This is a genomic window from Arthrobacter sp. 2RAF6 (assembly GCF_052115205.1).
Taxonomy (GTDB): Bacteria; Actinomycetota; Actinomycetes; order Actinomycetales; family Micrococcaceae; genus Arthrobacter.
Window position 1 is genome coordinate 221,366 of record NZ_JBFRGF010000005.1, and the last position, 25,132, is coordinate 246,497.

Annotated in this window: 18 protein-coding genes and 2 pseudogenes; 14 read left to right on the forward strand and 6 right to left on the reverse strand. The window is 64.6% G+C overall.

Going from position 1 to position 25,132, the window contains the following annotated elements:
• Positions 1–16: 16 nt before the first annotated feature.
• The gene (locus tag AB4Z38_RS06125) at positions 17–955 is read right to left on the reverse strand and encodes a proteasome assembly chaperone family protein (protein WP_441428883.1); all 939 of its coding nucleotides are present in this window, start codon (positions 953–955) and stop codon (positions 17–19) included.
• 318 nt (positions 956–1,273) lie between these two features.
• Here AB4Z38_RS06125 and AB4Z38_RS06130 point away from each other — a divergent pair, with 318 nt between their 5' ends.
• The 5 genes and pseudogenes from AB4Z38_RS06130 (at position 1,274) to AB4Z38_RS06150 (ending at position 7,308) form a co-directional block, all read left to right on the forward strand.
• Positions 1,274–2,794, forward strand: a complete 1,521-nt coding sequence (locus tag AB4Z38_RS06130) for a leucyl aminopeptidase (RefSeq protein WP_441428884.1) — start codon at positions 1,274–1,276, stop codon at positions 2,792–2,794.
• A gap of 233 nt (positions 2,795–3,027) precedes the next feature.
• The gene (gene lpdA, locus AB4Z38_RS06135) at positions 3,028–4,410 is read left to right on the forward strand and encodes a dihydrolipoyl dehydrogenase (RefSeq protein ID WP_441428885.1); all 1,383 of its coding nucleotides are present in this window, start codon (positions 3,028–3,030) and stop codon (positions 4,408–4,410) included.
• Between the two features lie 49 nt (positions 4,411–4,459).
• A pseudogene (gene sucB / locus AB4Z38_RS06140) lies at positions 4,460–6,172 on the forward strand (2-oxoglutarate dehydrogenase, E2 component, dihydrolipoamide succinyltransferase); the annotation flags it as partial.
• A gap of 124 nt (positions 6,173–6,296) precedes the next feature.
• Positions 6,297–6,668: a hypothetical protein gene (locus tag AB4Z38_RS06145; protein ID WP_441428886.1), complete on the forward strand. Its 372-nt coding sequence runs from the start codon at positions 6,297–6,299 to the stop codon at positions 6,666–6,668.
• A gap of 211 nt (positions 6,669–6,879) precedes the next feature.
• On the forward strand, positions 6,880–7,308 hold the full coding sequence (locus AB4Z38_RS06150) for an OsmC family protein (protein ID WP_441428887.1): 429 nt from the start codon (positions 6,880–6,882) through the stop codon (positions 7,306–7,308).
• A gap of 85 nt (positions 7,309–7,393) precedes the next feature.
• On the opposite strand, the gene AB4Z38_RS06155 is transcribed toward AB4Z38_RS06150, so the two are convergent.
• Positions 7,394–10,879 carry a S41 family peptidase gene (locus AB4Z38_RS06155; protein ID WP_441428888.1) on the reverse strand — a complete coding sequence of 1,162 codons (3,486 nt, stop codon included), beginning with the start codon at positions 10,877–10,879 and terminating at the stop codon, positions 7,394–7,396.
• A gap of 84 nt (positions 10,880–10,963) precedes the next feature.
• Here AB4Z38_RS06155 and AB4Z38_RS06160 point away from each other — a divergent pair, with 84 nt between their 5' ends.
• Complete coding sequence (locus AB4Z38_RS06160; protein WP_441428889.1) at positions 10,964–11,863, forward strand: TIGR01777 family oxidoreductase; 900 nt, start codon at positions 10,964–10,966, stop codon at positions 11,861–11,863.
• 4 nt (positions 11,864–11,867) lie between these two features.
• Here AB4Z38_RS06160 and AB4Z38_RS06165 read toward each other — a convergent pair whose 3' ends face one another.
• Positions 11,868–13,487: a protein kinase domain-containing protein gene (locus tag AB4Z38_RS06165; RefSeq protein ID WP_441428890.1), complete on the reverse strand. Its 1,620-nt coding sequence runs from the start codon at positions 13,485–13,487 to the stop codon at positions 11,868–11,870.
• A 192-nt stretch (positions 13,488–13,679) separates the two neighbouring features.
• On the opposite strand from AB4Z38_RS06165, the gene lipB reads away from it, so the two are divergent.
• From lipB to AB4Z38_RS06180, 3 genes and pseudogenes are all read left to right on the forward strand, one after another.
• Entirely contained in the window at positions 13,680–14,348 is a 669-nt protein-coding gene (gene lipB / locus AB4Z38_RS06170; protein ID WP_441428891.1) for a lipoyl(octanoyl) transferase LipB, read from the forward strand.
• Positions 14,345–15,154 (forward strand): annotated as a pseudogene (locus tag AB4Z38_RS06175) (lipoyl synthase); the annotation flags it as partial. The gene lipB and the pseudogene AB4Z38_RS06175, both read left to right, overlap by 4 nt.
• Before the next feature lie 20 nt (positions 15,155–15,174).
• A complete protein-coding gene (locus AB4Z38_RS06180; protein WP_441428892.1) occupies positions 15,175–15,864 on the forward strand; it encodes a methylenetetrahydrofolate reductase in 690 nt (229 codons plus the stop codon).
• A gap of 35 nt (positions 15,865–15,899) precedes the next feature.
• On the opposite strand, the gene AB4Z38_RS06185 is transcribed toward AB4Z38_RS06180, so the two are convergent.
• Positions 15,900–16,607, reverse strand: coding sequence for an anti-sigma factor family protein (locus tag AB4Z38_RS06185; protein WP_441428893.1), 708 nt, complete (start codon positions 16,605–16,607; stop codon positions 15,900–15,902).
• A complete protein-coding gene (locus AB4Z38_RS06190) occupies positions 16,604–17,104 on the reverse strand; it encodes a sigma-70 family RNA polymerase sigma factor (protein ID WP_441428894.1) in 501 nt (166 codons plus the stop codon). The genes AB4Z38_RS06185 and AB4Z38_RS06190 overlap by 4 nt, the downstream gene beginning before the upstream one ends.
• A 153-nt stretch (positions 17,105–17,257) precedes the next feature.
• Between AB4Z38_RS06190 and AB4Z38_RS06195 the strand changes: the two genes are divergently transcribed.
• Positions 17,258–17,806, forward strand: coding sequence for a COG4315 family predicted lipoprotein (locus AB4Z38_RS06195; RefSeq protein ID WP_441428895.1), 549 nt, complete (start codon positions 17,258–17,260; stop codon positions 17,804–17,806).
• 123 nt (positions 17,807–17,929) lie between these two features.
• Here AB4Z38_RS06195 and AB4Z38_RS06200 read toward each other — a convergent pair whose 3' ends face one another.
• Positions 17,930–18,772, reverse strand: a complete 843-nt coding sequence (locus tag AB4Z38_RS06200) for a DMP19 family protein (protein ID WP_441428896.1) — start codon at positions 18,770–18,772, stop codon at positions 17,930–17,932.
• Between the two features lie 167 nt (positions 18,773–18,939).
• On the opposite strand from AB4Z38_RS06200, the gene AB4Z38_RS06205 reads away from it, so the two are divergent.
• The 4 genes from AB4Z38_RS06205 to AB4Z38_RS06220 all read left to right on the forward strand — a co-directional run bounded on the left by AB4Z38_RS06205 (position 18,940) and on the right by AB4Z38_RS06220 (position 25,129).
• A complete protein-coding gene (locus AB4Z38_RS06205; protein ID WP_441428897.1) occupies positions 18,940–22,323 on the forward strand; it encodes a DEAD/DEAH box helicase in 3,384 nt (1,127 codons plus the stop codon).
• 102 nt (positions 22,324–22,425) lie between these two features.
• Positions 22,426–23,610, forward strand: coding sequence for a Fic family protein (locus tag AB4Z38_RS06210; protein ID WP_441428898.1), 1,185 nt, complete (start codon positions 22,426–22,428; stop codon positions 23,608–23,610).
• A gap of 191 nt (positions 23,611–23,801) precedes the next feature.
• On the forward strand, positions 23,802–24,248 hold the full coding sequence (locus tag AB4Z38_RS06215; RefSeq protein WP_441428899.1) for an acyl-CoA thioesterase: 447 nt from the start codon (positions 23,802–23,804) through the stop codon (positions 24,246–24,248).
• Positions 24,248–25,129: a PaaX family transcriptional regulator gene (locus AB4Z38_RS06220; protein ID WP_441428900.1), complete on the forward strand. Its 882-nt coding sequence runs from the start codon at positions 24,248–24,250 to the stop codon at positions 25,127–25,129. The genes AB4Z38_RS06215 and AB4Z38_RS06220 overlap by 1 nt, the downstream gene beginning before the upstream one ends.
• Positions 25,130–25,132: the final 3 nt, after the last annotated feature.

Sequence of the window (25,132 nt, forward strand, 5' to 3'; positions counted from 1 at the left end):
CCGCATTAAAGCTGCTTTATGGGCGCGCATCTTTACGTGCGAGATACGCCTCAACCGCCGCCCCCAGGTCCTCGGCGTTGGGCAGTTCGTCGTTCTCGTCGGCGAGCAGGGAACGGCGTACCGTTCCCTCGGCCTTGTCGTCATAGCGGGACTCCAGCTTGGAAACCACCTGCTGGACGTCCTCGGATGCTTCCACTTGTTCGGTGATCTGCCTGCCCACTTCCCTGCCGGCCTCGCGAAGGCGGTCCGTCGGCAGCATCAGGGACGTGGCTGCCCCCAGGTATTCGAGTCCCGCCACCGCTGCCGGCGGGTACTCGGCATCCGCGAGGTAGTGCGGAACGTGGATGACGTACCCAGCCACTTTCCGCGCGGCTTCGATCAGCCGCAATTCCAGGATGTGGCCGATGGCCGAAGGAACCTCAACCGTCGGCTTCCATGTGGAAATGCCCTCGATGAGTTCCGGGCGGTTTCCGTGCACAGTCACGCCAACCGGCCGGGTGTGCGGAACAGGCATCGGAATGGAGTGGATCCAGGCCACCAGGTTGACGTCCAGTTTTTCCACGATCCCGACGACGGCGCGCGCGAAACGCTCCCACTGCAGGTCCGGTTCAAAACCGGCAAGCAGCAGGAACGGCTCGCCCAAGCCGTCATTCAGCTTGTAAAGCGCTAGTTGTGGGGCTTTGTAGTCCTCCAGATGGTCTTCGACAAAGCTGATGTGGGGACGGCGCGTGCGGTAGTCGATAAGCTGGTCAGCGTCGAACACAGCCACGGTTTCGACTTCGAGCGTATCCAGCAGTTCCCGGTTGATCTGCTGGACCACGTGTCCGGCATCAGCGAATCCCGTGAAGCCCATCAGCATATTAAGGCCCCTGAGATCCGGGCTGTGGAAGAGCTCGATGTTGCTCGCGTAGAGCGACTCAGGGTCAAGGAGTGAGCCGGAAATCCGTTCAAACACGGCATGTTCCTTTCGCAGTTTCAAGTTCTTGGAGGAGCAGGCGGCTTCACACCGCAACAGACGCCTGGACGGCCGGCCACGCTCCATGTATTGGTACAACGCCCCGGACCGGCTGCGCATTCCTGTCGGCCAATGTGCCGCAACTCTCATTTAATTGCTTTCCCGCGCAACAGACAGACTACGATCGAGACGTGCCGCCGTGTGCGGACCCAAGCAACCACCGACGTTGTCACAAGCGGACAACCGAGGGGTACCAGGGCCGGGCGCCCAACATGCAGCCCGGCCAAGCCATGCAGAGAGAGATGAGGACAAATCCTCGTGGTGAAGACTACAGACATCACCCTTGGCACGATCGCCAAGGACCTGAAGAAGGCGCCCAGCGACGCACTCGTGATAGCCGTCAGTCAGGGGGAAGACGGGCCGGTACTGCTCGGGAACCCGCTGGGGGCGAAGGCAGCGGAAACCCTCGCGGCTTCATTGGGCCTCCTCGGCATCACGGGAGCAGCCGATCAGGTACACCGTCTGCCGGGTCTTCCGGAAACCGGTTCGGGCGTCCTCGTCCTGGCAGGTGTCGGCAAGGTCGCCGACGACGCCCTTCTCGCCGAGGAAACCCTGCGCCGGGCCGCAGGATCCGCCGTCCGCCAACTGGCCGGTTTGTCCTCCGTGACCCTGGCCCTCCCGACGGCGTCCCTCGCCGACGTCGCGGCCGTCGCCGAGGGCGCCGTGCTGGGTTCGTATTCCTATACGGAGCACCGCTCCAGCAAGGACGGCCTCAAGGATCCGGTCGGCAAGGTCCTGATCCACACGGCGTTTGACGGCAAGGATGTCCAGCCCGCGCTCGATCGGGCATTGCTTGTGGGACGCGCGGTCAACGCCACCCGCACCCTGGTCAACCAGCCTCCGAGCCACCTTTACCCGGAGTCCTTTGCGGAAGCTGCCAAGGAACTCTCCAAGGGACTGCCCGTCAAGGTAACCGTGTGGGACGAAAAGCGCCTCGAAAAGGACGGTTTCGGCGGAATCCTGGGCGTTGGAAAGGGCTCAACCCGCCAGCCACGCCTCGTCAAGGTGGAGTACGCTCCGGCCAAGGCCACCAAGAAGATCGCGCTTGTCGGCAAGGGCATCACCTTTGACACAGGCGGCATTTCCATCAAGCCGGCCCTCGGCATGGGCGACATGAAGAGCGATATGGCGGGCGCCGCCGTCGTACTTAATACTGTCCTGGCCGTGGCAGGGCTCGGGTTGCCCGTCAAGGTGACCGCGTGGCTCTGCATCGCCGAGAACATGCCCTCCGGCGCTGCACAGCGCCCGGCTGACGTCCTCACCATGTACGGCGGCAAGACGGTCGAGGTCCTCAACACCGACGCCGAGGGACGCCTGGTGATGGCCGACGGAATCGTCGCGGCCAGCCTTGAGCAGCCGGACGCCATCATCGATGTCGCGACACTGACGGGCGCCCAGCTGATCGCCCTGGGCAACCGCACTGCGGGAGTCATGGGTTCCGACGCCGTCACGGGCGCCCTCAAGTCCGCGGCAGACCGTGCGGGCGAACTCGTCTGGCCGATGCCGCTGCCGGAGGAACTGCGGGCCAGCCTCGACTCGCAGGTGGCTGATATCGCCAACATCGGCGAACGCCACGGCGGAATGATGACCGCGGCCGTGTTCCTGCGCGAGTTCGTCGGCAAAGACGCCGAGGGCAAGCAGATCCCCTGGGCGCACGTCGACATCGCCGGACCGTCGTTCAACAACGGCAGCCCCTACGGCTACACGCCCAAGCAAGGCACCGGCTGCACCGTCCGGACGCTGCTCGCCTACGTCGAAGACGTTCTGGCCACGGCCTGAACAGGCCCCAACTGGGGCCGGTTCATGACCGGCCCCACGGCCCGACGTGAGTCTGGCCACAAGCGCCCCACAAAAGCCCCGGCAGGGTGGAGCATGGATAAGTGGTTCGCTAAGGTGAACCACGGTAGTCACAAATGCAAGAGAACTTCGGTGCTGGCATAATCGCGGCAGTACAAGTTCCAAGACCAGATGACGCGTAGTCGCGTGTCATCGCTCACGCGAGGAGCGTCCTAGTGGCCGATCAGGCAACTGCGCAAGAATTCGACATCCTGGTACTCGGCGGCGGCAGCGGCGGCTACGCCACGGCTCTGCGTGCCGTTCAGCTTGGTTTCACCGTTGGTCTCGTCGAGAAGGGAAAGCTCGGCGGAACCTGCCTGCACAACGGGTGTATCCCCACCAAGGCCTTGTTGCACTCGGCGGAACTGGCGGACCACGCACGCGACTCCGCCAAGTACGGCGTCAACGTCACGTTGGACAGCATCGACATCACTGCCGTGAACGCCTACAAGGACGGAATCGTCGCCGGTAAGTACAAGGGCCTGCAGGGACTCATCAAGTCCAAGGGCATCACGGTCATCGAAGGCGATGGCAAGCTGCAGGGCACCGACACCGTTGTCGTGAACGGCACAGCCTACAAGGGCAAGAACATCGTCCTGGCCACGGGTTCCTACTCCCGGTCCCTGCCCGGGCTGGAAATCGGCGGCCGCGTCATCACGTCCGATGAAGCGCTGACCATGGACTACATCCCCAAGAGCGTCATCGTCCTCGGCGGCGGGGTCATCGGCGTCGAGTTCGCTTCGGTGTGGAAGTCCTTCGGCGTCGACGTCACGATCGTTGAAGGCCTTCCCTCCCTCGTTCCCAACGAAGACGCCGCCATCGTCAAGAACCTTGAGCGCGCCTTCAAGAAGCGCGGCATCAAGTTCAGCACCGGCGTCTTCTTCCAGGGCGTCGAGCAGGACGACAACGGCGTGAAGGTCACGCTGGTTGACGGCCAGACCTTCGAAGCCGATCTCCTCCTGGTTGCAGTGGGTCGTGGCCCCGTCACCGCCAACCTCGGTTACGAAGAGGCAGGCGTGACCATCGACCGCGGCTTCGTCATCACCAACGAACGCCTGCACACCGGCGTCGGCAACGTCTACGCCGTCGGCGACATCGTCCCCGGTGTCCAGCTGGCCCACCGCGGGTACCAGCAGGGCATCTTCGTCGCCGAAGAGATCGCCGGCCTGAACCCGGTGGTCGTCGAAGACGTGAACATCCCGAAGGTCACCTTCTGCGAACCTGAAATCGCCACGGTTGGCTACACTGAAAAGGGCGCCAAGGAGAAGTTCGGCGAGGACCAGGTCCAGACACAGGAATACAACCTGGCCGGCAACGGCAAGAGCTCCATCCTGGGCACCGGCGGCATCGTGAAGGTCGTCCGCCAGAAGGACGGCCCGGTCGTCGGTATCCACATGATCGGCTCCCGCATGGGCGAGCAGATCGGCGAAGCACAGCTGATCGTCAACTGGGAAGCACACCCGGAGGACGTCGCCCAGTTCATCCACGCACACCCGACGCAGAACGAGACCCTGGGCGAAGTCCACCTCGCGATGGCAGGCAAGCCTCTCCACGGCTAAGTCCTTACGCAAGACACCCGGTCCTGCGCCCGCACGAACTGCGGGCGCAGGTGAAAGCGTCACCGAAGGCACCGTCACTCGCTGGCTCAAGCAGGTTGGTGACCGAGTGGAAGTCGACGAGCCCCTGCTCGAAGTTTCCACCGACAAGGTAGACACCGAAATCCCGTCTCCTATTGCCGGCATCATCGAAGAGATCCTCGTAGCTGAGGACGAGACCGCCGAAGTCGGCGCTCCCCTGGTTCGGATCGGCAGCGGCAGCAACGGCGCTGCAGCGCCCGCAGCCGCACCCGCGGAAGAAGCACCCGCAGCCCCGGCACCTGAAGCTGCACCGGCTCCTGAAGCTGCACCGGCTCCTGCAGCCGAAGAAGCCGCAGCCCCCGCAGCGGCTTCCAGCGAGGCATCGGGCCACGACGTGACTCTCCCCGCTTTGGGCGAAAGCGTCACCGAAGGCACCGTCACCCGCTGGCTCAAGGCCGTTGGCGACACCGTCGAGGTGGACGAACCGCTCCTCGAGGTCTCCACCGACAAGGTCGACACCGAGATCCCTTCCCCCGTGGCCGGTACTTTGCTCGAGATCCGCGTCAATGAAGACGACACTGCTGAAGTCGGTTCCGTTCTTGCCGTCATCGGCTCCGGCGCCCCAGCCGCAGCAGCACCGGCGCCCGCCGCCGCGCCTGCACCCGTAGCAGCAGCCCCTGCCGCGGCAGCACCCGTTGTTGAAGCCGTACCCGCTCCGCCAGCACCCGCTCCGGCAGCAGCACCGGCGGCAGCAGCACCGGCGGCTCCGGCACCGGCAGCCGCATCCGCAGCGTCTTCGAGCGAGTCCGGCTACGTCACCCCCCTCGTCCGCAAGCTGGCCAACCAGAGCGGTGTCGACATCACCACCGTGGCGGGCACCGGCGTCGGCGGCCGTATCCGGAAGCAGGACGTGCTTGCCGCGGCCGACGCAATGAAAACGGCTCCGCAGGCTGCTGCTCCGGCGTCCGCGGCTCCCACGACCACCGGCAAGCCTGCTGCCGCCCCCGTGGCGGCCTCTTCGCTCCGCGGGACCGTGGAGAAGGCCCCGCGCATCCGCCAGGTCATCGCCCGCCGCATGCGCGAGTCCCTCGAAACCTCAACGCAGCTCACCCAGGTGCACGAGGTCGACATGACCAAGATCGCCAAGCTCCGCCTCAAGGCCAAGGGCTCGTTCGAGGCCCAGAACGGCGTCAAGCTGACCTTCCTGCCGTTCATCGCCAAGGCCGTGGCCGAAGCCTTGAAGCAGCACCCCAAGCTGAACGCCGCGTACGACGAAGGCAAGCAGGAAATCACCTACCACAACGCGGAGCACCTCGCGATTGCGGTAGACACCGACAAGGGCCTGCTGGTCCCGGTCATTTCCGACGCCGGCAACCTGAACCTTGCCGGCCTGGCCGGCAAGATCGCCGATGTCGCCGGCCGTACCCGCCAGGGGAAGATCGGTCCGGACGAGCTGTCCGGCGGTACCTTCAGCATCACCAACATCGGATCTGTCGGCGCCCTGTTCGACACGCCGATCATCAACCAGCCGCAGGTGGGAATCCTGGGCACCGGCGCCATCGTCAAGCGCCCGGTAGTGGTTGCCGACGAGAACGGCGACGACTCGATCGCCATCCGCTCCATGATGTACCTGTCGCTGACGTACGACCACCGCCTGGTCGACGGCGCCGACGCCGGCCGCTTCCTGCAGACGCTCAAGGCCCGCCTTGAAGAAGGTTCCTTCGAAGCTGACCTGGGTCTCTGAATCCAGTTATCGCGTGACGGGAAGGTCCCGACGGGAAACCGCCGGGACCTTCCCGTTTTTCATGCCCGAATATTGTCCCGTGGCTTTGCTACGGCTCGTAGAAGATTCTGGCTAAGCTGGAGCCATGACTATCCTCTTCAACGTCCTGCTGTTCTTGCACATCGTCGGCGCAGCCATGATCGTGGGCTACTGGATCGCCACCCTGAAGCAGCCGACCGTCCACCCGCGCCAGCGGGATGGCGCCTTCGTGCAGCTGATCACCGGCATTGCCATGATGGGTCTCCTGCCAGTGCTCCACAATCAAGACCCGAGCGAATTCGGCGATCCCAACTACTTCAAGCTCGGTATCAAGTTCGCGATCGGTCTCGCCGTCGCCGTGATGGCCGTCATCGGTGCGCGCAGGGTCAAGAAGGGCGAACCAGTCTCCACAGGTTTGGCCCACGGCGTCGGCGGCCTCGCATTGCTCAATATCGCCATCGCCACGATCTGGCAGTGACCTCGTATTTGCGCTGACCGAAGCAAACTTCGCGGCCGCCTGGACTCTCCGTCCGGGCGGCCGCTGCTGCTTAAGCCGTCGCTGCTTAAACCGTGAGTCACAATCCTCTGAGAGCGGACAAGCGGTGCGCCACCGCCGTCGAATCCCTAGGATTGAACCCGGCGGCATCCGGTATCCGGATGCCAATTCGCAACGACGCTGAGGAGTGGACATGGCTACAACACGCACCGCACACACCGTATGGAACGGCAACCTGATCGAAGGCGCCGGCAACACCACGCTGGACAGCTCCGGACTCGGAACCTTCAACGTCACCTGGAAGGCCCGTGCGGAGTCCGCAGAGGGCAAGACCAGCCCCGAAGAGCTGATTGCTGCCGCACACTCGGCATGCTTCTCGATGGCGTTCAGCAACGGCGTGGCAAGCGCAGGCTTCACGCCGGAAGAGGTCAACACCAAGGCCGACGTCACCTTCCAGCCAGGCGTTGGCATCACGGGCATCCACCTGACCGTGAGCGCACGCATCCAGGGTGTCTCCGAAGAAGAATTCCAGCGCCTCGCCGAAGACGCCAAGGTCAACTGCCCGGTATCCCAGGCACTTCGTGCAACTCCGATCACGCTGGATGCCACGCTCGCTTCCTAGCGGCAACACGTCCGAAACCTGTCCAAAAAGCGAGTCCCCGCCTTTCCTTCCGGAAGGGCGGGGACTTCGTTCTGCGGGCCTTCAGCTAGGCCTTTTGCGGCCTCGCGGGCAAAGCGGCCGGACGGACCTTGCGGTAGCCTTCACGCAGCGGTGGCCGGTCCGTGGGCAGTTCCTGGACCATTTCCTTGAGCGCGCCGATCCCGTACTCCAACTGGGGATCAGTGCCGGCCGCATAGGCGTGGGGCGGGAACACCACTTCAATGTCAGGCTCAACCCCGAAGTTCTCCACGCTCCAGCCGATGCCGCCGGAGAACCACGTGGCATAGCGCGGCTGGGTCACTCCGGTGCCGTCAGCCAGGGAGAAACGGTTGTCGATGCCCACGACTCCGCCCCAGGTCCGGGTACCGATGACCGGGCCGATACCGCGGAGTTTGGACACCTGCGTGATGATGTCGCCGTCGGAGCCCGCGAATTCGTCGGTCAGGATAATGACGGGGCCGCGCGGTGCGTGATGCGGGTATGTACGCGGCTTTTCGCCACGGGGCATGCTCCAGCCGGTGACCTTGCGGCCGATCAATTCAGCCACGAGCTGGGAGGTGTGGCCGCCACGGTTCCGCCGCACATCGACAATCAACCCGTCCAGCGCGGTCTCGGTATCGAGGTCCCGGTGAAGCTGCGCCCAACCGTTGGCCATCATGTCCGGGACATGCAGATAGCCGAACTTTCCGTCCGATGCCTCCCGCACGGTGCGCCTGTTGGCGTGCACCCATTCCTGGTACCGCAAACGTTCCTCATCCTTCACCGGAACCACGGCGATCCGCCGCTGCTGGCCTGCCGCCTCGCCGTGTGCACCGCCATTCAAAATCGTGAGTTCCACCGTCCGGCCCGCTGCGCCCACCAGTTGTTTCGCCGGGGTGCTGTCCGCGGAGAGCCTGACGCCGTCGATCGCCAGGATCATGTCACCCACCTTCGCGTCGGCTCCAGGCCGCGTCAGCGGCGAGTTGGCCAGGGGGTCGGACGTGTCTCCGGCGAGGATGCGCGTGATCTCCCAACCGGGCTCCGTGAGCTTAAGGTCGGCACCGAGCCTCCCCTGTCCATTGCTCCCGGGTTCGCCCACCGCGGCGGGACGCACGTAAGCGTGGGACGTGCCGAGCTCACCGTGCAGTTCCCACAAAAGGTCCACCAAGTCGTCGTGCGAGCCCAGGCGTTCGACGACGGGACGGTACCTTCGGTGCACCGAATCCCAGTCCTGGCCGGCCATGTCTTCGGTCCAGAAGAAGTCCCGCTGCAGCCGCCATGCTTCGTCGAATGCCTGTCCCCATACGGCCAATGGATCCATGACCACCCGGATCCGGTTCAGCTCAACCTTGACTAGCTCGCCCGATTCTTCCTCGGCCTTGGCGTCGGACGGTACGGCAACAACCTGCTTGTCGTTGACGAAGACCAGTTTCTTGCCGTCTCCGGACAATCGGTAGCGCTCAACCGCGGACGCGAGTGTGACCTGCTTCTGCTTCGAAAGCTCGTATCGGACCAAGGCCGGAGCAGGCGCCTTGTCCTGCACCGTGCCGCGGCCATCTCCCGTGACACCCGAGAGCGGGGTGTCGAGCCACAGCAGTGCGCCGCTGGAGGCCGAAAGCGCCGAGTAGTTGCCCTGCGGCACAGGGACGCCGATGACGCGCAACGGCAGCCCTTCACGGTCCACGCGGACCGTGACGGCAGTCCGGGCGGGTGGAGCGTCCGCTTCGTCCTCGTCCAGCAGGTCCACTACCGGGCCGAAGGGCGAAGGAGTGGCTGCAGCGAGTGCCACGAGGTACGGCTTGATGGGGCTGGGGAAAGACAAGTCGAAGGCATGGCCGTCGTAGACGGGATCAAAGCTGCGGTTCGAGAGGAACGCCAGGAATTTGCCATCGGGAGTGAAGGCCGGCGATTCGTCGCAGAAGCGGCCGTCGGTGACCTCTACGATGTCTTCCGGGTTGGCGGTGTTGACCATGCGCAGTTTGCTCCGCGAACCGAAGGATGTCACGGGTTCTGACCATGCGAGCCACTGTGAGTCCGGCGACCATGCGAGGCCTTCAATGCTGCCGTCCCCCACGCTGACAAGCAGCGACAAAGTGCCACTGGCAGTGTCCGCGAGATAGACGTCTCCGAACGCGGTACCCACGGCAAGCCATCGGCCATCGGGACTGGCTTCGAGGGCGCTTGGACGTGCCGCCCTCGGGAAATCGATCCTCAGCGAGTCGAGCCGTGACTCTTCGGCTCCGCCACCGGTGGAGTTGACCGGGACAGCCTCAGCGTCACCGGACGCCGTCGTCGGCTCCGCGTGCGGTTCCGGCAGTCGAACCTCGGACGTCGCGGGCTGTCCTGCAATGGCCGATGCCGAGACGGGGCGTGGCAGTTGTCCGGCCCCGTCCTCTTCAGCATCGCGTGGCGTGGGTGCGGCGTCCTGGACTGGAGCCTCGACGGCCGGTCGCGAAAAACGCGGGGCAATCCTCTTGATGTACATGGAATCGACGCCGTCGTGGTCCGCTACATAGGCGATACGACCGTCAATGAGGGGCCGGGGAAGCCTTGCCCGCACACCGGGAGTCGCTTCGACCACCCGGGACGGTCCGTCTTTGTGGCGTAGCCAGTGGATGGTTCCGTGGGATTCCACAGCGCTGGCCGAACCCGCAGCGTTAGGGAAAACGTCGCCCAAGTGTGCGGCGACTTTGAGGGGTGCCGGACGGCGCGACTGGGATGCCGAGCCCAGTCTGATGTCCAGCCGTACCGCTTCGGCATCGGCCTCGAGCGTCGGCAGGATCCACAACTCGCCAGCTGATTCGAAGATGACCCGCTTGCCGTCGCTCGCAGCGTGCCGGACGTAGAAGTCCTCGTGATCGGTGTGCCGGCGCAGATCCGAACCGTCCGGTTGCACCGAATAGAGATTTCCGTAGCCCTCGTGGTCCGAGAGGAAGGCGATCCGTCCGCCTACCCACAGCGGGTCCGCGAGGTTCCCGTCGAGCTCGGGAAGCAAGCGGGCGAACTCGCCGTTCCCGTCGGCGTCGATCCACAGTTTTCCCGCGGTACCGCCGCGGTACCTCTTCCACCAGGCGGGCTCCCGGGAGAGAACGCTGGCAAGGACAACGGGACGCTCGTCCCCCACCTCCGGGCCGAACGCCACCGATTCGACGGGGCCGAAGGGAAGCCCGACGGCGGGGCCGCCGTCGAGCGGCAAGGCGTAAGCATGCGTGTGCCGCCCCTCAGCCTGTTCGAAAGCCGTGGTGACCACAATGTCGCCTGAGGAGGTGAACCCCTTGACGCGTGTGGTGCTGTGACCGAAGTAGCTCAACTGCCGGTACCCGCCGCCGTCGACATTCGCTGTCACCACCTCGGGAGCGGCCCCGACGATCGTCGCCCAGACGAGCCGCTTGCCGTCCGGGGTGAAGCGGGGACTGCGTGCAGGGAGCTGCTGGGCAGAAATCCGCCACGCGCGGCCTCCGGCCACGGGCGCAATCCAAACGTCGTCTTCGGCCACGAAAGTGATCAAATCACCGTGCAAATGCGGGAAACGGAAGTAGCTGGAGGAGGTCATTGTTCGATCATAGTCAAAGGAGAAGCTAGCCCTTTTGAGGCCTGCCGTAATGCCGAAGTGATGCTTGCCATGATGAGATGGGGCATGCGAATCGTGATATCGGGTGCTTCAGGATTCATCGGAACCGCGCTTTCCGCGCATCTCCTCGCGAGTGGGCACGAGGTCGTCCGGCTGGTTCGCCGTCCTCCTGCAGGAGCCGGCGAGGCATATTGGGATCCGGCCGCGGGTCAACTCGATGAGGCGGTACTCGACGGCGCAGACGCAGTGGTCAACCTCTCCGGGGCAGGCATCGGGGAGCGTCGATGGACCAAAGCACGCGTGCGGGACATCATCGACTCACGCTTGCGGACAACAAAAACCCTCACCGCGGCCATGGGACGGCTGGGAACTCCGCCCGGAACGTTCCTGAGCCAGTCGGCCTCGGGTTACTACGGCTCGTCCCGTGCCGGCCTGCTCCGCGAGGACGCGGGACCAGGCAAAGGCATGCTGGCCACCCTGTGCGTCGATTGGGAGTCCGCGGCCCACACGGCACCCGCCGGCGTACGAGTGGTGACGCCGCGTACAGGTGTGGTCCTCAGCCCTGATGGCGGAGCGTTGGGTCCGCTCCTTCCGTTGTTGAAGATGGGCGTGGGCGGACCGTTGGGAAACGGCCGGCAGTATTGGCCGTGGATTTCCCTCGTGGATGAAGTTTCAGCCTTCGAATACCTGCTCAACTCCTCGCTCGAAGGTCCCGTCAACGTGTGCGCCCCGGAAAGCGCTGACGTCAACGCCATCGTTGCGCAGCTGGCGGCGGCCCTGCACCGGCCGGCGTTCCTACGCGTACCTGCCCCCGCGCTGCGCCTCGCCCTCGGCAGCCATCTGGCAGAGGAACTTGTCCTTGCAAACCAGCGCATGGAACCGGCAAAGCTGGTGGATTCAGGCTTTGCCTGGCAGCACCCCGCGCTGGCGGACGCCGCCCGATGGGTGGCAAGCGGCGGTAAATGATCGCTTAAGACTGCTTTGCCAGGATCTCGGTGATCCGCCACGCGTCCTCTCCACGCACGAGAACCACCCTGAGTTCCTGTGGTTCGCCCCGGGGACGCGCTCCGACTACCGTCCCTGATGCGTCCCGTTCTTCATAGGCGGAGGTTTCCGCCGTGACAGCAACAGTTGCCCGGTCCGGGCTGGGAGGGCCCTCGAGGCTCACGCTCGTTAACGTGGTGGAGATGCCCGCAAGAACCAGGCCGGCGCGGATCAATTCGTCCCTGAGCTTTCCATCCGAGGCCGCGGCCGCCGAGCCCGGCACATTGACGTGGTCCAGGAGCGCGAACTTGCCGGAACTCAACGCTGTGTCCCGGATCGCCGACAGTCCCCGGATGGCTTCCTCGGGGTTTGGGGATCCGATCAGGTTCCGCGCTGCCGCGGGAACTTCGTCGAGGACGGTTCCTTGCCTTGTATTGCCCTGCAGGCCTGCCTCGTTCCCGATTGGCCCTTCCTGGCCGGGCGCCGACGTCGGGCCCGGCGGACCGGCTGCCGGTCCTCCATCGCCGGCCTGCCACGCTGTGCCAGCCCACCACACTATGGTTATTGATCCCGCGCCCACAACTATCCCGAGGGCAAGCACAATGGATGCCACCCGCCGTCGTACGGAAACAGGCACAGCCGCCCGGCGGCGCGTTCGTCCGGCGCCTGGCGGACGGAAGCGGTTGAAAAGCACCGCGATGCGGGCGCGCTTTGAGCGAGGCCCTCGGGCCCGACGCCGGGTCATCAGTTCCGGAACAACCGTCGCGTGCACCGAAACGGAAAGGTCCACGGCTTCCGGCGCTGCGCTCCTGTAGACCGCGACACCCAATTCCGCCGCAGAGGGCCGCTGTTGCCCATCGGGATGAAGCCCGGCCTCGATGGCAACGGCCAGGGCTGTCGGGACCGCGGGCACCAGCAATGTCAGGGGCGGCCTGCGTGCCGCAGTGTCCGGAGCGGAACCGGTGAGGCAATACCAGCCAAGGGCGGCGAGGGCGTAGGTATCGCGTTGCGGCTGGAGTTCTGTGGTCCCCCGGACAGTCGGATCGGGATCCACGAATCCAGGGGTTCCGGACTCAGGGACCCCGGCAGCGTCCCCCACCTCGCGGGAAATGCCCATGTCCGAGAGGAGCGGCTTCCCTTGGGCAGTGAAGAGCACATTCCCGGGCGAAACATCGGAGTGTGTCATGCCTTTGCGATGCAGATATGCCAATGCCTGTGCCAGGGGCGTCAGGATAGTCACCGTCTCACCCACACCAAGACGCCCCCGGCTGGACACCAACTGCCCAAGCGAGCCCCCGGGGGCGTAATCCATGACCACGCCCAAGCCGCCGTCGAAGGACCCTGCCAACTTGACAACGCCGTGGACCTTGACGATGTGCTCGTGGTCCAGCCCGGACAGCAGCCGCACCTCACGGAGCACGGCTGACTTGGCCTCGCCTGGATGCACCGTCGCCGGACTCCGGCCAAGGCATTTCACGGCGAAATTGTTCCCCGACCGCTCCTCCGTTGCGAGCCAAACCGTGGCGCTCCCGCCGCAGCCCAGCTCACGGACCGGAACAAAGCCCGGGATCACGGGTTCGGACGGTTCGATGTCCAGGGAGGGCATGTCCCCCTCATGGTCCTGACCACTCCCGCCGGGCGAAAAAGTCTCCATGCCTCAACAAATACCGGAAATCGCGGATTGCCGCAGAAGTTATCCACAGGCCAGGGGACCGGAGCCCCGCAAGCAAGCCGAGTACGACTGAGAGCTTGGCCACAAAATCATAGGCTGAGTCCAGCGGGGTCTAAGCTTGTCCCCATGACTCTTGAGTTTTCACAGCTGGGTCTTGCCCCGGATTTCGTTGACTACATGCAGGGCTGGGATACCCAGCGCGAGCTCCACAACAAGGTTGTTGCCGGCGAGAAACCCAGCACCGTCCTGCTCCTTGAACATGCCGCGGTGTACACGGCAGGCAAGCTCACGGAGGACCACGAGCGCCCGTTTGACGGCACGCCGGTTGTTCCCGTCGACCGTGGCGGCAAGCTGACCTGGCACGGACCGGGCCAGCTCATTGCCTACCCCATCCTCAAGCTGAAGAACCGCGCCGGGATCCGTGACTACGTCGAGCGCCTCGAAGCCGTCATGATCGCGATCATTGAGGACTACGGGATCAAGGCCACGCGCGTCAAAGGCCGGGCCGGAGTCTGGGTCCTCGCCGACGACAAGGGTCCGGACCGCAAGATCGCCGCGATCGGCATCCGCGTCCTGGACGGCGTCACTATGCACGGCGTGGCGATCAACTGCAGCAACGACATCGCTCCCTACGCACAGATCATCGCGTGCGGCATCACCGACGCCAGCGTCACCACCATGTCCATTGAGACCGGCAGGACCATCAACCCGGCCGACATTGCCGAGCGCTTCATCGAAGAGTTCCGCAAGCATGAAGAAGCACTCGTATCCAGCCCCGAAGGAGCACTCCAGTGACCCTGGCACCTGAAGGCCGTAAGCTGCTGCGCGTTGAACAACGCAATAAAGCCGTCCCGGTCGAACGCAAGCCCGAGTGGATCAAGGCCAAGGTCCAGATGGGCCCGGAATTCGTGGGCCTGAAGAACCTCGTGAAAAAAGAAGGCCTGCACACCGTCTGCGAGGAAGCCGGCTGCCCGAACATCTTCGAGTGCTGCTACGCCGAAACCGTCCGCAAGATCCACGAACTGAACCCCGGCACCGGCGTCGAACTGCTCATCCCCGACTTCTCCGGCAAACCCGAACACATCAGCGCGATCTGCGACTCGAACCCGGAGGTCTTCGCGCACAACGTCGAAACCGTGCCCCGGATCTTCAAGCGCATCCGCCCCGCGTTCCGCTACGACCGCTCCCTGGACGTCATCACCCAGGGCCGGGCCGCCGGSATGGTCACCAAATCCAACCTGATCCTGGGCATGGGCGAAACCCGGGAAGAGATCTCCGAAGCCCTKACCGACCTGCACGCCGCGGGCTGTGACCTGATCACCATCACCCAGTACCTGCGCCCCTCCGAACGGCACCTGCCCGTGGACCGCTGGGTCAAACCCCAGGAATTCGTCGACCTCGCCACCGAAGCCGAGGAAATCGGCTTCCTCGGCGTCATGTCCGGCCCCCTGGTCCGCTCCTCCTACCGCGCCGGACGCCTCTGGGCCACCGCGATGCGCAAGAAAGGCCGCGAAATCCCCGCCCACCTGGCCCACATCGCCGAAGGCATCCAGGACTCCGGCACCACCCGCCAGGAAGCCCGCACCCTCCTCGCACACCACGCGACGGCATCGCGCGGACCATGGAGGCTTCCGTCAAACTCAGTCTTCTCGGCTACAACGTGATTCCGCACCTCTCGGCACGCGGGCTGGAGCACCGGGCGCAGCTTTCCGGCATCCTCCGGGATTGCGAGGCCGCCGGGATCACGGAGGTCTTCGCCATCGGTGGCGACGGTGCGCAAGGTGCCGGCCCCTATCGATCGTGCCTTCCCCTCCTGGCAGACATCGCCGAGTACTCCGGCGGAAGCATCACGGCGGGGATCGCAGGTTATCCCGAGGGGCATCCTTCCGTGAGCGGGCTGGACTTGCTGGATGCCCTGTTGGCCAAACAACACCTGGCCACGCACGTTGTCACGCAAATGTGCTTCTCCGCCCCGAAGGTCCTCGATTACGCAGCACTCCTGCGCCGCGAAGGCTTCGAACTGCCGGTGTGGGCAGGCGTTGCCGGGGCAGTTCCCCGGACCAAACTGCTGGCGCTTGCAACCCAGATCGGCGTCGGGACATCCCTGAAGTTCCTCAGCAATAAGGGAACCCTTGCCCGCAAGCTTCTGGGCGTGGACAAGTACTCACCGCAAAGCCTGGTTTCCGAACTCACTGCGCACCCGGATGCTGTCTCGGGAATCCACCTCTACAGTTTCAACCGATTGGACATGCCCAGCTGGGAGCGAAACGATCTGCCCGATCCTGAGGCGAGCGAAGCAGTATCCGCGTAGCCGCGTACACTGACCCGCCTAGGTCCTGGGGACCCCTAGCTCCCCGGGACCGAAATCACCGCGACCGTCTTCTGGGCGTCATCGCGCAATTCCACGCCCGAAATCCCGGCGAGCTGGACCGGCGTCGCGCCCGTGACCTTGATGTGGCCGCTGGACGTCGCCGTCCAACCGCAAGCCATTTCCTCCGTGCCGTCGCGGCTCTTGACCCACAGGTACATAGTGCCTTGCGCCGGCATGCTGCGGCCTTCCAGTTGCAGCTCGGTCCCCCACGCCTTCCTGACGAGCCCCACAGTGAACTGCAGGCCGTTGTCCGTCTGCAGCGAGTAGCTGGCATCAGGTTTGGGTGGCTGGTTCAACACGGGCCCCGCCAGTATGCCCAACCCTAGGCAAGCGGCGGCCACGGCACCCACCAGGGCCGCCCACCGGCGTCGGGATTTCCGTCGCCGTGCCGCCATTTTCATGAGAATCGGCTGCGGGAGCGTTTCCGAAAAAGCCCCCAAGAGTGAGCGATCGTCGGACGGAACTGTGGCGGCGGGCTCGACGGCGGGGCGCCCGGCGGCGAGCGCGACGGCGTCGGGCACGGGGACGGCGTCGAGGAGTGCGGGTAGGCTCTCCAGCTCGCCCAGCTCGAGCCGGCAATCAGCGCAGCTTGCCAAGTGCGCCTCGAAAGCCCGGGCCTCGACAGGCTCGAGGCCACCGAGCAAGTAGGCGCCCAGCAATTGGTGAAGTCCGGTTTCGTTCACCGCTGCACCCCCATTTCGTCGAGAATCGTGCGCAGCGCCCTGACGGCGTAGAAGGCCCGGGATTTCACCGTGCCGCCGGGGATGTTAAGCCTCAGCGCGGCCTCGTTCACCGTGAAACGTTCGTAATGCAGGGCTACCAGGACCTCCCGGTGTTCAGTGCTGAGCCGCAGGAGCGCCTCCTCCATAAGGACCCGGTTGAGGAGCTCGTCCACTCGCTCGGTGGCCTCCTCCGGGTCCGCCATGTCGCGTTCGGCAGCCTCTGCCGGGCGCCGCTGGGCCTTGCGGTAGTTGTCGATAATGACATTGCGGGCAGTGCGGAACAAATAGCTGCGCAGGCTGCCGGTGATCTGCGGGGCGTGCTGCCACACGCGAAGGATGGTTTCCTGCACCACGTCCTCAGCCAAGTGCGCGTCCGGCGTGCAGCTCAGCACGAAACGGCGCAGGGCTGTGCCGTGGTCGCGGTAGATCGCGGCCACCACATCCTCGTCGAGCGGCATCGGCGCCTCCTTGGTGCTCGGCTTCCCCTTCTCCTGGGATACGACGTGCCCGCCACGAAAAAGGTTCAAGCCCCCTGAACCATTCTTCACCCGGCGGCGTCGTACGGGTTAGTTCCGGCACGTCCACGGCCGGTCCACGCGAAGGAGCAAACCATGAAGAAGCAACTCGGCACCGGGCTCGGCATCCTTGCTCTGGCCATCGCCCTCACTGGCTGTGGGGGAAGCCCCGGCGCGTCCTCCACATCCTCGAGCGCCACCAGCCCCAGCCCTACGGCATCCAGCCCCGCGGCGTCGAGCACTCCTGCTGGCGCGGCGGAACTGAAGACGGCGTCGTCAAGCGTCGGCGAGCGAGTGGTTGCGGCCAACGGCAAGAGCGTCTACATCTTCGCGAAGGACGTCAAGGATTCCGGCAAGAGCGCCTGCACCGGCAGCTGCGCTACCAACTGGCCTGCCGTGACAACGACGTCGACCATGCCTGCGGTTGACGGGGTGAGCGGAACCATCGGCACCATCCCCACAGCGGACGGTAAGTTGCAGATCACCATCAACGGCATGCCTATCTACTTCTACTCCAAGGACGAAGACTCCAGTGACACCTACGGCCAAGGCGTGGGCGGTGTCTGGTCCTTGGTCAGCCCGTCCGGCTCCATGGTGACCCCAAGCGGGAGCAGTAGCCCGAGCGGGAGCAGCATGGGCTACTGAAACCCTCGCTCACCCTTGCACCCCAAAAGGCAAACGCTCGCTCAGATCTCTCCGGCCCGGCCGGAAGATCTGAGCGAGCGTTTGTCCTGAAGGCCTTAAAGGTGAGCGAGCGTTTCGGGCGTTTTAGGCGTCTTCGAACTCGACGGCCGCGATGATTTCCTTCGTCTCCGGGTGGATCATGAAGGCTTCGTCGTCCTCTTCGATCATGATGTAGTTGCCGTGGTCCGTGGTGAAGTGCCATGCGAGGATCGTCTCGCCGTCGTGCTCGTAGTTGGGATCGCCCATGGTGATCTTCTCCAGCTGGTAGCCGGCAACATCGCACAGTTCACGGATGATGAGCTCGAATTCGGGGGCGTTCTCGAGTTCCGCTTCGGCCGCCTCGGCCTGGCGCTCTTCGAGGTTCGGGATCAGGGCCACGCGCTCGGCGATGTGTGCCTTCAGCTGCTCCTCGTCCAGGTAGAGCACGCCGTCCTGGCTGCGGAGCCACGCCGCGTTGAGTTCGATGATGTCTTCGGTCTCCAGGAGGGATTCGAATTCGCCGTCGAGGGCCTCGAGCTCAGCAACGGCTTCCGGTGCCTCTTCGGACTCGTCAAGATCGCCGTCCAAGTAGGCCTCGGCGTCGTCCTCGGACAGCGCGTCGAACGCTGCGGCGGTGCGGTTGAACAGCTCAAGGTGGCCTTTGGCGCCCATTCCTTCGAGTCCTTCGCGGACAAACGCATCCACCTCTTCGCGTTCCGGGACCGTGAACACGTACTGGGCGAAACCGCCCGCGAGTGCCTGTGTCAGGTAGTAGTCCACAAAGTAGCTGCGCAGGGCGTTGGTGGCGATTTCCTCATGGTTGAGGAGCTCCTCGTACATCTCGTTGACCACGGTGACGTTCGCGTCCACAACGGCTGCGTTGTCGGCCTCGATGCTGTCCTTCGTCAGAACTGTCACGTTCCTAAAGGTGGTCTCATTGCTGGTCATGGGATTTCCTCACTGCTTGGAAGCTTGTGCTGCTCCGGACCCTTTCAACGTACGCGGGGGCGGTTGTCGGGCAAGCTAGGCAGAGGTGAACGTCCGGCAAAGTTTCAGGGCTGACCGTGGCTGGCTAGGATTCATAGATAGCCTCCTGCCGAAAGTAGCCCCAACGAATGCCTTCCCACTCAGACGACTCCTGGGAACTGGCGATTCAGACACCCGCCATTAACGACCGCTCCCTGGCGGCCGGCCTCGCCTATGCCATGGGAAGCCGGGTCAGCAGCATCACTTTCGATTCCGCTACGGGTCTGATGATGGGCAAGGTCAGGGGCAGTGGCCCGTCAGCGTATTCGACGTCGGCCAAGCTGGTCCGCAAGCCCGGCGGCTGGAGCTGCACCGTAGGCGTGTGCAGTTGCCCCGTCCGCAAGGACTGCAAACATGTGGCCGCCCTTCTCTTCGCCGCCGAAGACCATCCTGCCGTGCGGGCAGAGCTGCTGAGCGCGCCTGCGTTCGGACAGACGGCCCAGCCTGGGGGAATCGTGCAGCGGCCGGCCTGGGAGCAGGCACTCAGCAAGCTCATCGCCACTCCGGGAACCCCAACGCAAGGCCAGGGCCTCCCCTTGGCGCTGGCGTTCGAGGTGGAAGAACCCGCCCCGCACTTCTCCTACACAGGCCGGCGGGATCCGCTCCGCAGCGTGCGCCAGCTCAAGGCCCGCCCGGTGATGATGGGCGCCAAGGGCAAATGGATCCGGGGCGATGTTTCCTGGACCAACCTGAACTACCTCGGCTACAAGCGCGAGTTCAACGAAGCCCATATCGACTGGATGCAGAACTTCCTGGCCGCACATTCCACCGCGGACTACCGTCAGCTCACTTCGAGCATGTGGATGCTGCTCAACGAATTCGCCGGCAAGAACCTGTGGAGCCTCATAGCTGAGGCCGAGAAGATAGGGATCGCGCTCATCCACTCCGGCGGAGCCGAGCCGGTCCGCATTGCTGCCGAGCCCGCCGTCGTCGGGCTTGACCTTAGCCGGCCCGACGACGGACTGCAGCTCGCACCGTCGGTGACCTTGGGCGGGGACGCCCTTGATCCGGCCACCTTGGGCTTGATCGGCCGCCCGGCGCATGGCTTGTTCTTCACGGGTCCCGGCGACGGGCACTTGCCCGGCGTATCGGCACCCGAGAACCTCATCACGCTGGCTCCGTTGGAGGGCGGCGAGTCGCAGGAACTCCTCGATTTCGTCATGGGCGCATCCCGGCTCCAGATCCCGGCGAAGGACGAAGAGCGCTTCCTCACGGCGTTCTATCCGAAGCTCAAGCAGTCCACCCGGGTCACGGCAGCGGACCATTCAGTGGAGTTGCCGGTCCTCGCCGTGCCCACGCTGTCCCTGCTGGCGAACTACGGCTCCGACCACCGGGTGCGGCTGCACTGGGAGTGGCACTACAAGGCCAGCAAGCTCGTGACGGCCCAGCCCCTCTGGCGGCACCCGGACGACCACGGCTACCGCGACGACGCCGAGGAAGCCCGGATCCTGGAGTCCCTGGGCCGGCCTTGGGATGTGGTTGCCGCGCTGGGCGAATCCTCGAGCGGAGGATGGGGAGCTCCACGCCTTGCGGCCTCGGTGGCGCTGGACGGCCTGGACACCCTGGCCTTCACCGAGGAGGTGCTGCCCCGGCTCCGCGAACTGCCCGACGTCGTCGTGGACACCTCCGGCGAGATCGCCGACTACCGCGAGGCCACCGAGGCTCCCGTCGTCTCCATCTCGACCAAGGCCACCGACAACCGCGACTGGTTCGATCTCGGCATCGTCATCACCCTTGAGGGCGAACCTGTGTCCTTCGCCGCGGTGTTCTCCGCCCTCGCGGCCGGCCAGAGCCGGATGTTGTTGCCCAGCGGCGCCTACTTCTCGCTGGACCTGCCCGAGCTGCACCAGCTCCGCGCGCTGATCGACGAGGCCAGGTCCTTGCAGGACAACCCGGACCGGCACGGCACCCTGCAGATCAGCCGCTTCCAGGCCGGGCTCTGGGATGAGCTCGCGCAATTGGGGATTGTGGACGAGCAAGCGGCCGCATGGCGCGAGGCCGTGGGCGGCTTGCTCGACGACGGCGTGACCGGGCTGCCGCTGCCGGACTCGCTTGATGCCGAGCTCCGTCCGTACCAGCTCGAGGGCTTCAACTGGTTGAGTTTCCTGTACCGCCACAGCCTGGGCGGAGTCCTGGCCGACGACATGGGGCTTGGCAAGACCGTGCAGGCGATTGCCTTGATGTGCGCGGCGAAGGAGCAGGCTGAATCCGTCGCTGACGGCGCGGGCAGCAGCGCTCCCTTTTTGGTGGTCGCGCCTACCAGCGTCGTGGGCAACTGGGCCGCCGAGGTCCAACGCTTCGCGCCCGGCCTGAGCATAAAGACCGTCGGAGAGACCTTCGCCAAGAGCGGCACGGATCCGCAGGAAGCGATGGCCGGAACCGACGTCGTCATCACTTCCTACGCGCTGTTCCGGATCGACTACGAGGCCTACGCTGCCAAGGAATGGGCCGGGCTGATGCTCGACGAGGCCCAGTTCGTGAAGAACCACCAGTCGAAGGCGTACCAGTGCGCCCGGAAACTCCCGGCTTCCTTCAAGCTGGCCATCACGGGAACGCCGCTTGAGAACAACCTCATGGAGTTCTGGGCGCTGACCTCGATTGTCGCACCCGGGCTGTTCTCCAGCCCGCGCCGCTTCGCGGAGTACTACCAAAAGCCTGTCGAAAAGAACGGCGACAAGGCCCAGCTCGCCAAGCTCCGCCGTCGGGTCCGCCCCCTCATGATGCGCCGCACCAAAGAGCAGGTCATCAAGGACCTGCCCCCAAAGCAGGAGCAGGTGCTGGAAGTGGTGCTGAACCCGCGGCACCAGAAGGTGTACCAGACGCATCTGCAGCGTGAGCGGCAGAAAATCCTTGGGCTCATCGACGATGTCAACAAGAACCGCTTCACCATTTTCCAGTCGCTCACCCTGCTGCGGCAGCTGAGCCTGGATGTCTCCCTGGTGGACGAGTCCCTGTCCGCAGTGCGCTCGTCCAAGCTGGATGTGCTGTTCGAACAGCTGGAGGACATCGTTGCCGAGGGGCACAGGGCCCTCATCTTCAGTCAGTTCACGGGATTCCTGGGCAAGGTCAGGGAGCGGCTCGACGCGGAGGACATCGAATATTGCTACCTCGACGGCAGCACCCGGAATCGGGCCGACGTCGTGAGCGAATTCAAGAACGGCGCAGCGCCCGTGTTCCTCATTTCCTTGAAGGCCGGCGGCTTCGGCCTGAACCTGACCGAAGCCGACTACGTCTTCCTGCTGGACCCATGGTGGAACCCTGCCTCCGAAGCGCAGGCCGTGGACCGCACCCACAGGATCGGGCAGGCGAGGAACGTCATGGTCTACCGCCTGGTGGCCAAGGACACCATCGAGGAAAAGGTCATGGCGCTCAAGACCAGGAAGTCGCAGCTGTTCGCGGATGTGATGGAAGGCGATGCCCTGACTGGTGGCGCCCTGACGGCGGAGGACCTGGCGGGGCTGTTCGCCGAGTAAGGCTTCTCCGTTTCGGAAACGACCACCAAGGTCGCCATTACTCACCTTTTTGCCATAAAATGTGAGTAGCAAGCGACTAACTCACCGTTTTCAGGAGACTACATGGCCGTTTGGCCCGCGCACGGGAGCAAGATTGTGCCATGGAAGTCATCCGGACGACCGCCCCGCGAGGACCGGCAGTTCACAGAGGTAGAGGTATCGCTGCCGCCGCTCATAGCGGATCTCTGGTTCGAGCCCGGACGTGAAACCATCGTGGCGCTCGAAGAGGCTGCGATCGCCATCGCATCCTTGGATGTAACCGCAGCTTCCCGCATGGCCGCCATCAGCGGATTTCTCCTTCGCAGCGAGGCGGTTTCGTCATCCAAGATCGAGCACGTCGACGCCAAGCGAAATGACTACGCCCGCGCCATGATCGGGCTGAAGGCAACGGATCAGGCCAATTCGATGGTGGCTGCCGCCGAAGCGGTCCAGAGCATGATCAACGATGCGGGCACCACAGGCGAGGTCAGGCTGGAGGCCCTGCTTGCCGCGCATAAGATGCTCATGAAGGATGACCCCATGGACGGCAGGCATGCCGGTTCATTCCGGAACGTCCAGAACTGGGTCGGCGGAAGCGACCACTCACCCCGAGGGGCCATCCATGTACCGCCGCCTGCAGAGCTCGTCCCCGGATTCATGGACGATCTCATGGCGTTCTCCGCCCGGCGGGACGTCCCGATCATGGCCCAAGCGGCTATTGCGCACGCCCATTTCGAATCCATCCACCCGTTCACCGACGGCAACGGCCGTATTGGCCGGGCGCTGATCGGAGCGATCTCCCGCCGGCGAGGGCTGACTAAGAACACGGTAATTCCGATCGCTTCGGCCATGGTTGCGGATGTGGAGACCTACTTTTCCTTGCTCAACAACTACCGCAATGGCGACGTAGATCCGTTCGTGCTGTATCTGGCCAAATCCTCACTCCGCGCAGCGGAAGCGGCCCGCGAGTCAGTGGCATCCCTCGACGCCCTCCCGGCGGCATGGACAGAGGCGGCCCGGCCCCGGAAAGGCTCCGCAGACGAGAAGATCATTCCTTGGCTCTTGGAGCGGCCGGTGTTCGAAGCGCACAGCGCCGCATACATCGCGGGCATCGAAGAGCGATCCATCTACAGGGTCCTGGACAGGCTGACGAACGCCGGCATTCTGACGCAGATCACCCAGTCGCAACGGAATCGCGCATGGGCAGCAACCGAAGTCTTGGACGAAGTGGACCGGCTTAATCGACGTCTGGCTGGACGCGACGCCTGAAGCAACTGGGCGCGCAGGAAAACGAACGCCCCACTACTCGCGCATCACGCGCCCTCAATCCCACCGTGATCCGCCCGATCGCAAGCCGCATGAGGTGGCTCTTCGGAAACATATCGGGTTCCGAACGGCCGTCACTTGACATATACAATTGAACGCGGCCTGAGCAGTACAACGTCGCCGAAGGGGGAACCGTGGATGGCACCGAAGCGCCGGCAGTGATGCAGGCAAGCATCGACAGAACTGTGGAGTGGGTGGACACCGATGCGTCGGGCCATCAACACAATTCGGCGATCATGCGTTGGGTCGAGGCTGCCGAGGCAGAGCTCTTCCGGAATCTGGTGCTTCCGGAGTACTTTCCGAGCGCTCCACGAGTGCAACAAGTGGTCAATTACACGGCCAAGCTGTGGTTTGGCCAACGGGTGACAGCAACCGTGAGGATCCAAAAGCTCGGCCGTACGTCCATGACCCTTGCCTTCGAGGTCTACGGCCATGCGCATCCAAACTCGCCGGGCGGCCTGGCTTCCCATGGGACGCTGACCACCGCCCACGTCCCAGCGGGCTCGGGCTCGGCCCAACCGTGGCCGGAACGGATCCGGCAGGCCACCGGCACGACAGTCCCGAAGGGTCTGAACCTGTGATGGACATGCCCGCTCCCCCGGTGCGCCACCAGCAGCTGATCGTCACCATCTATGGGCTCTACGGGCGCAGTTCGGGCGACGCCCTCCCCGTATCCGTCCTGATTTCCATGCTGGGCGACCTCGGCTACGACGCGCCGGGAGTCCGTTCCTCGGTCTCGCGGCTGAAGGCCAAGGGTGTCCTCAAAAGTGTCCGTCAGGACGGCGTCGCCAAATACGAACTCTCTGACACCGTTCTGGACGTCTTCCGCGAGGGCGACCGGAGGATCTTCGCCGCTGATCGCTCCGCCCAGTTGGAATCCTGGGTCCTCGCTGTGTTCTCGGTCCCCGAATCAATGCGGAACCGCCGGCACCAACTACGCTCCGAGCTGTCCGGACTCGGTTTTGGATCTGTGGCATCGGGGGTATGGATTGCCCCGGTCCAAGTCCTGGATCAGGCTCGGGAGCGGCTTGCCTCGCACGGTCTCATCCAGTTTGTGGACTTCTTCCGGGGCGACTACCTCTTTGAGGGACCCATGAGGCCGAAGGTGGCCGAATGGTGGGATCTGAAGGCCATCGACGAGCAATTCGCCGAGTTCCTGGATCTCTACGAAGGGGCCGGAGATCTTTGGGCCGGAGTGGTAGGAGATGATCCCGAGGCCGCCCTGGCCAACTCGACAGCCCAGCTACGCCGGGATGCTTTCCGCTACTACATTCCCATGCTGACACTGTGGCGCCGTTTCCCGTACCGGGACCCGAACCTGCCGCTGGAATACCTCCCGGAGGACTGGCGCGGCCCGGCGGTTCGCGAGACGTTCCAGGCGGTTCATCGCCTTGCCGCGCCCCTCGCGGCAGCCCACGCACACGAGCTCATCCACGGCCACGTCGATCTGGTGGCGCCCTAAGGC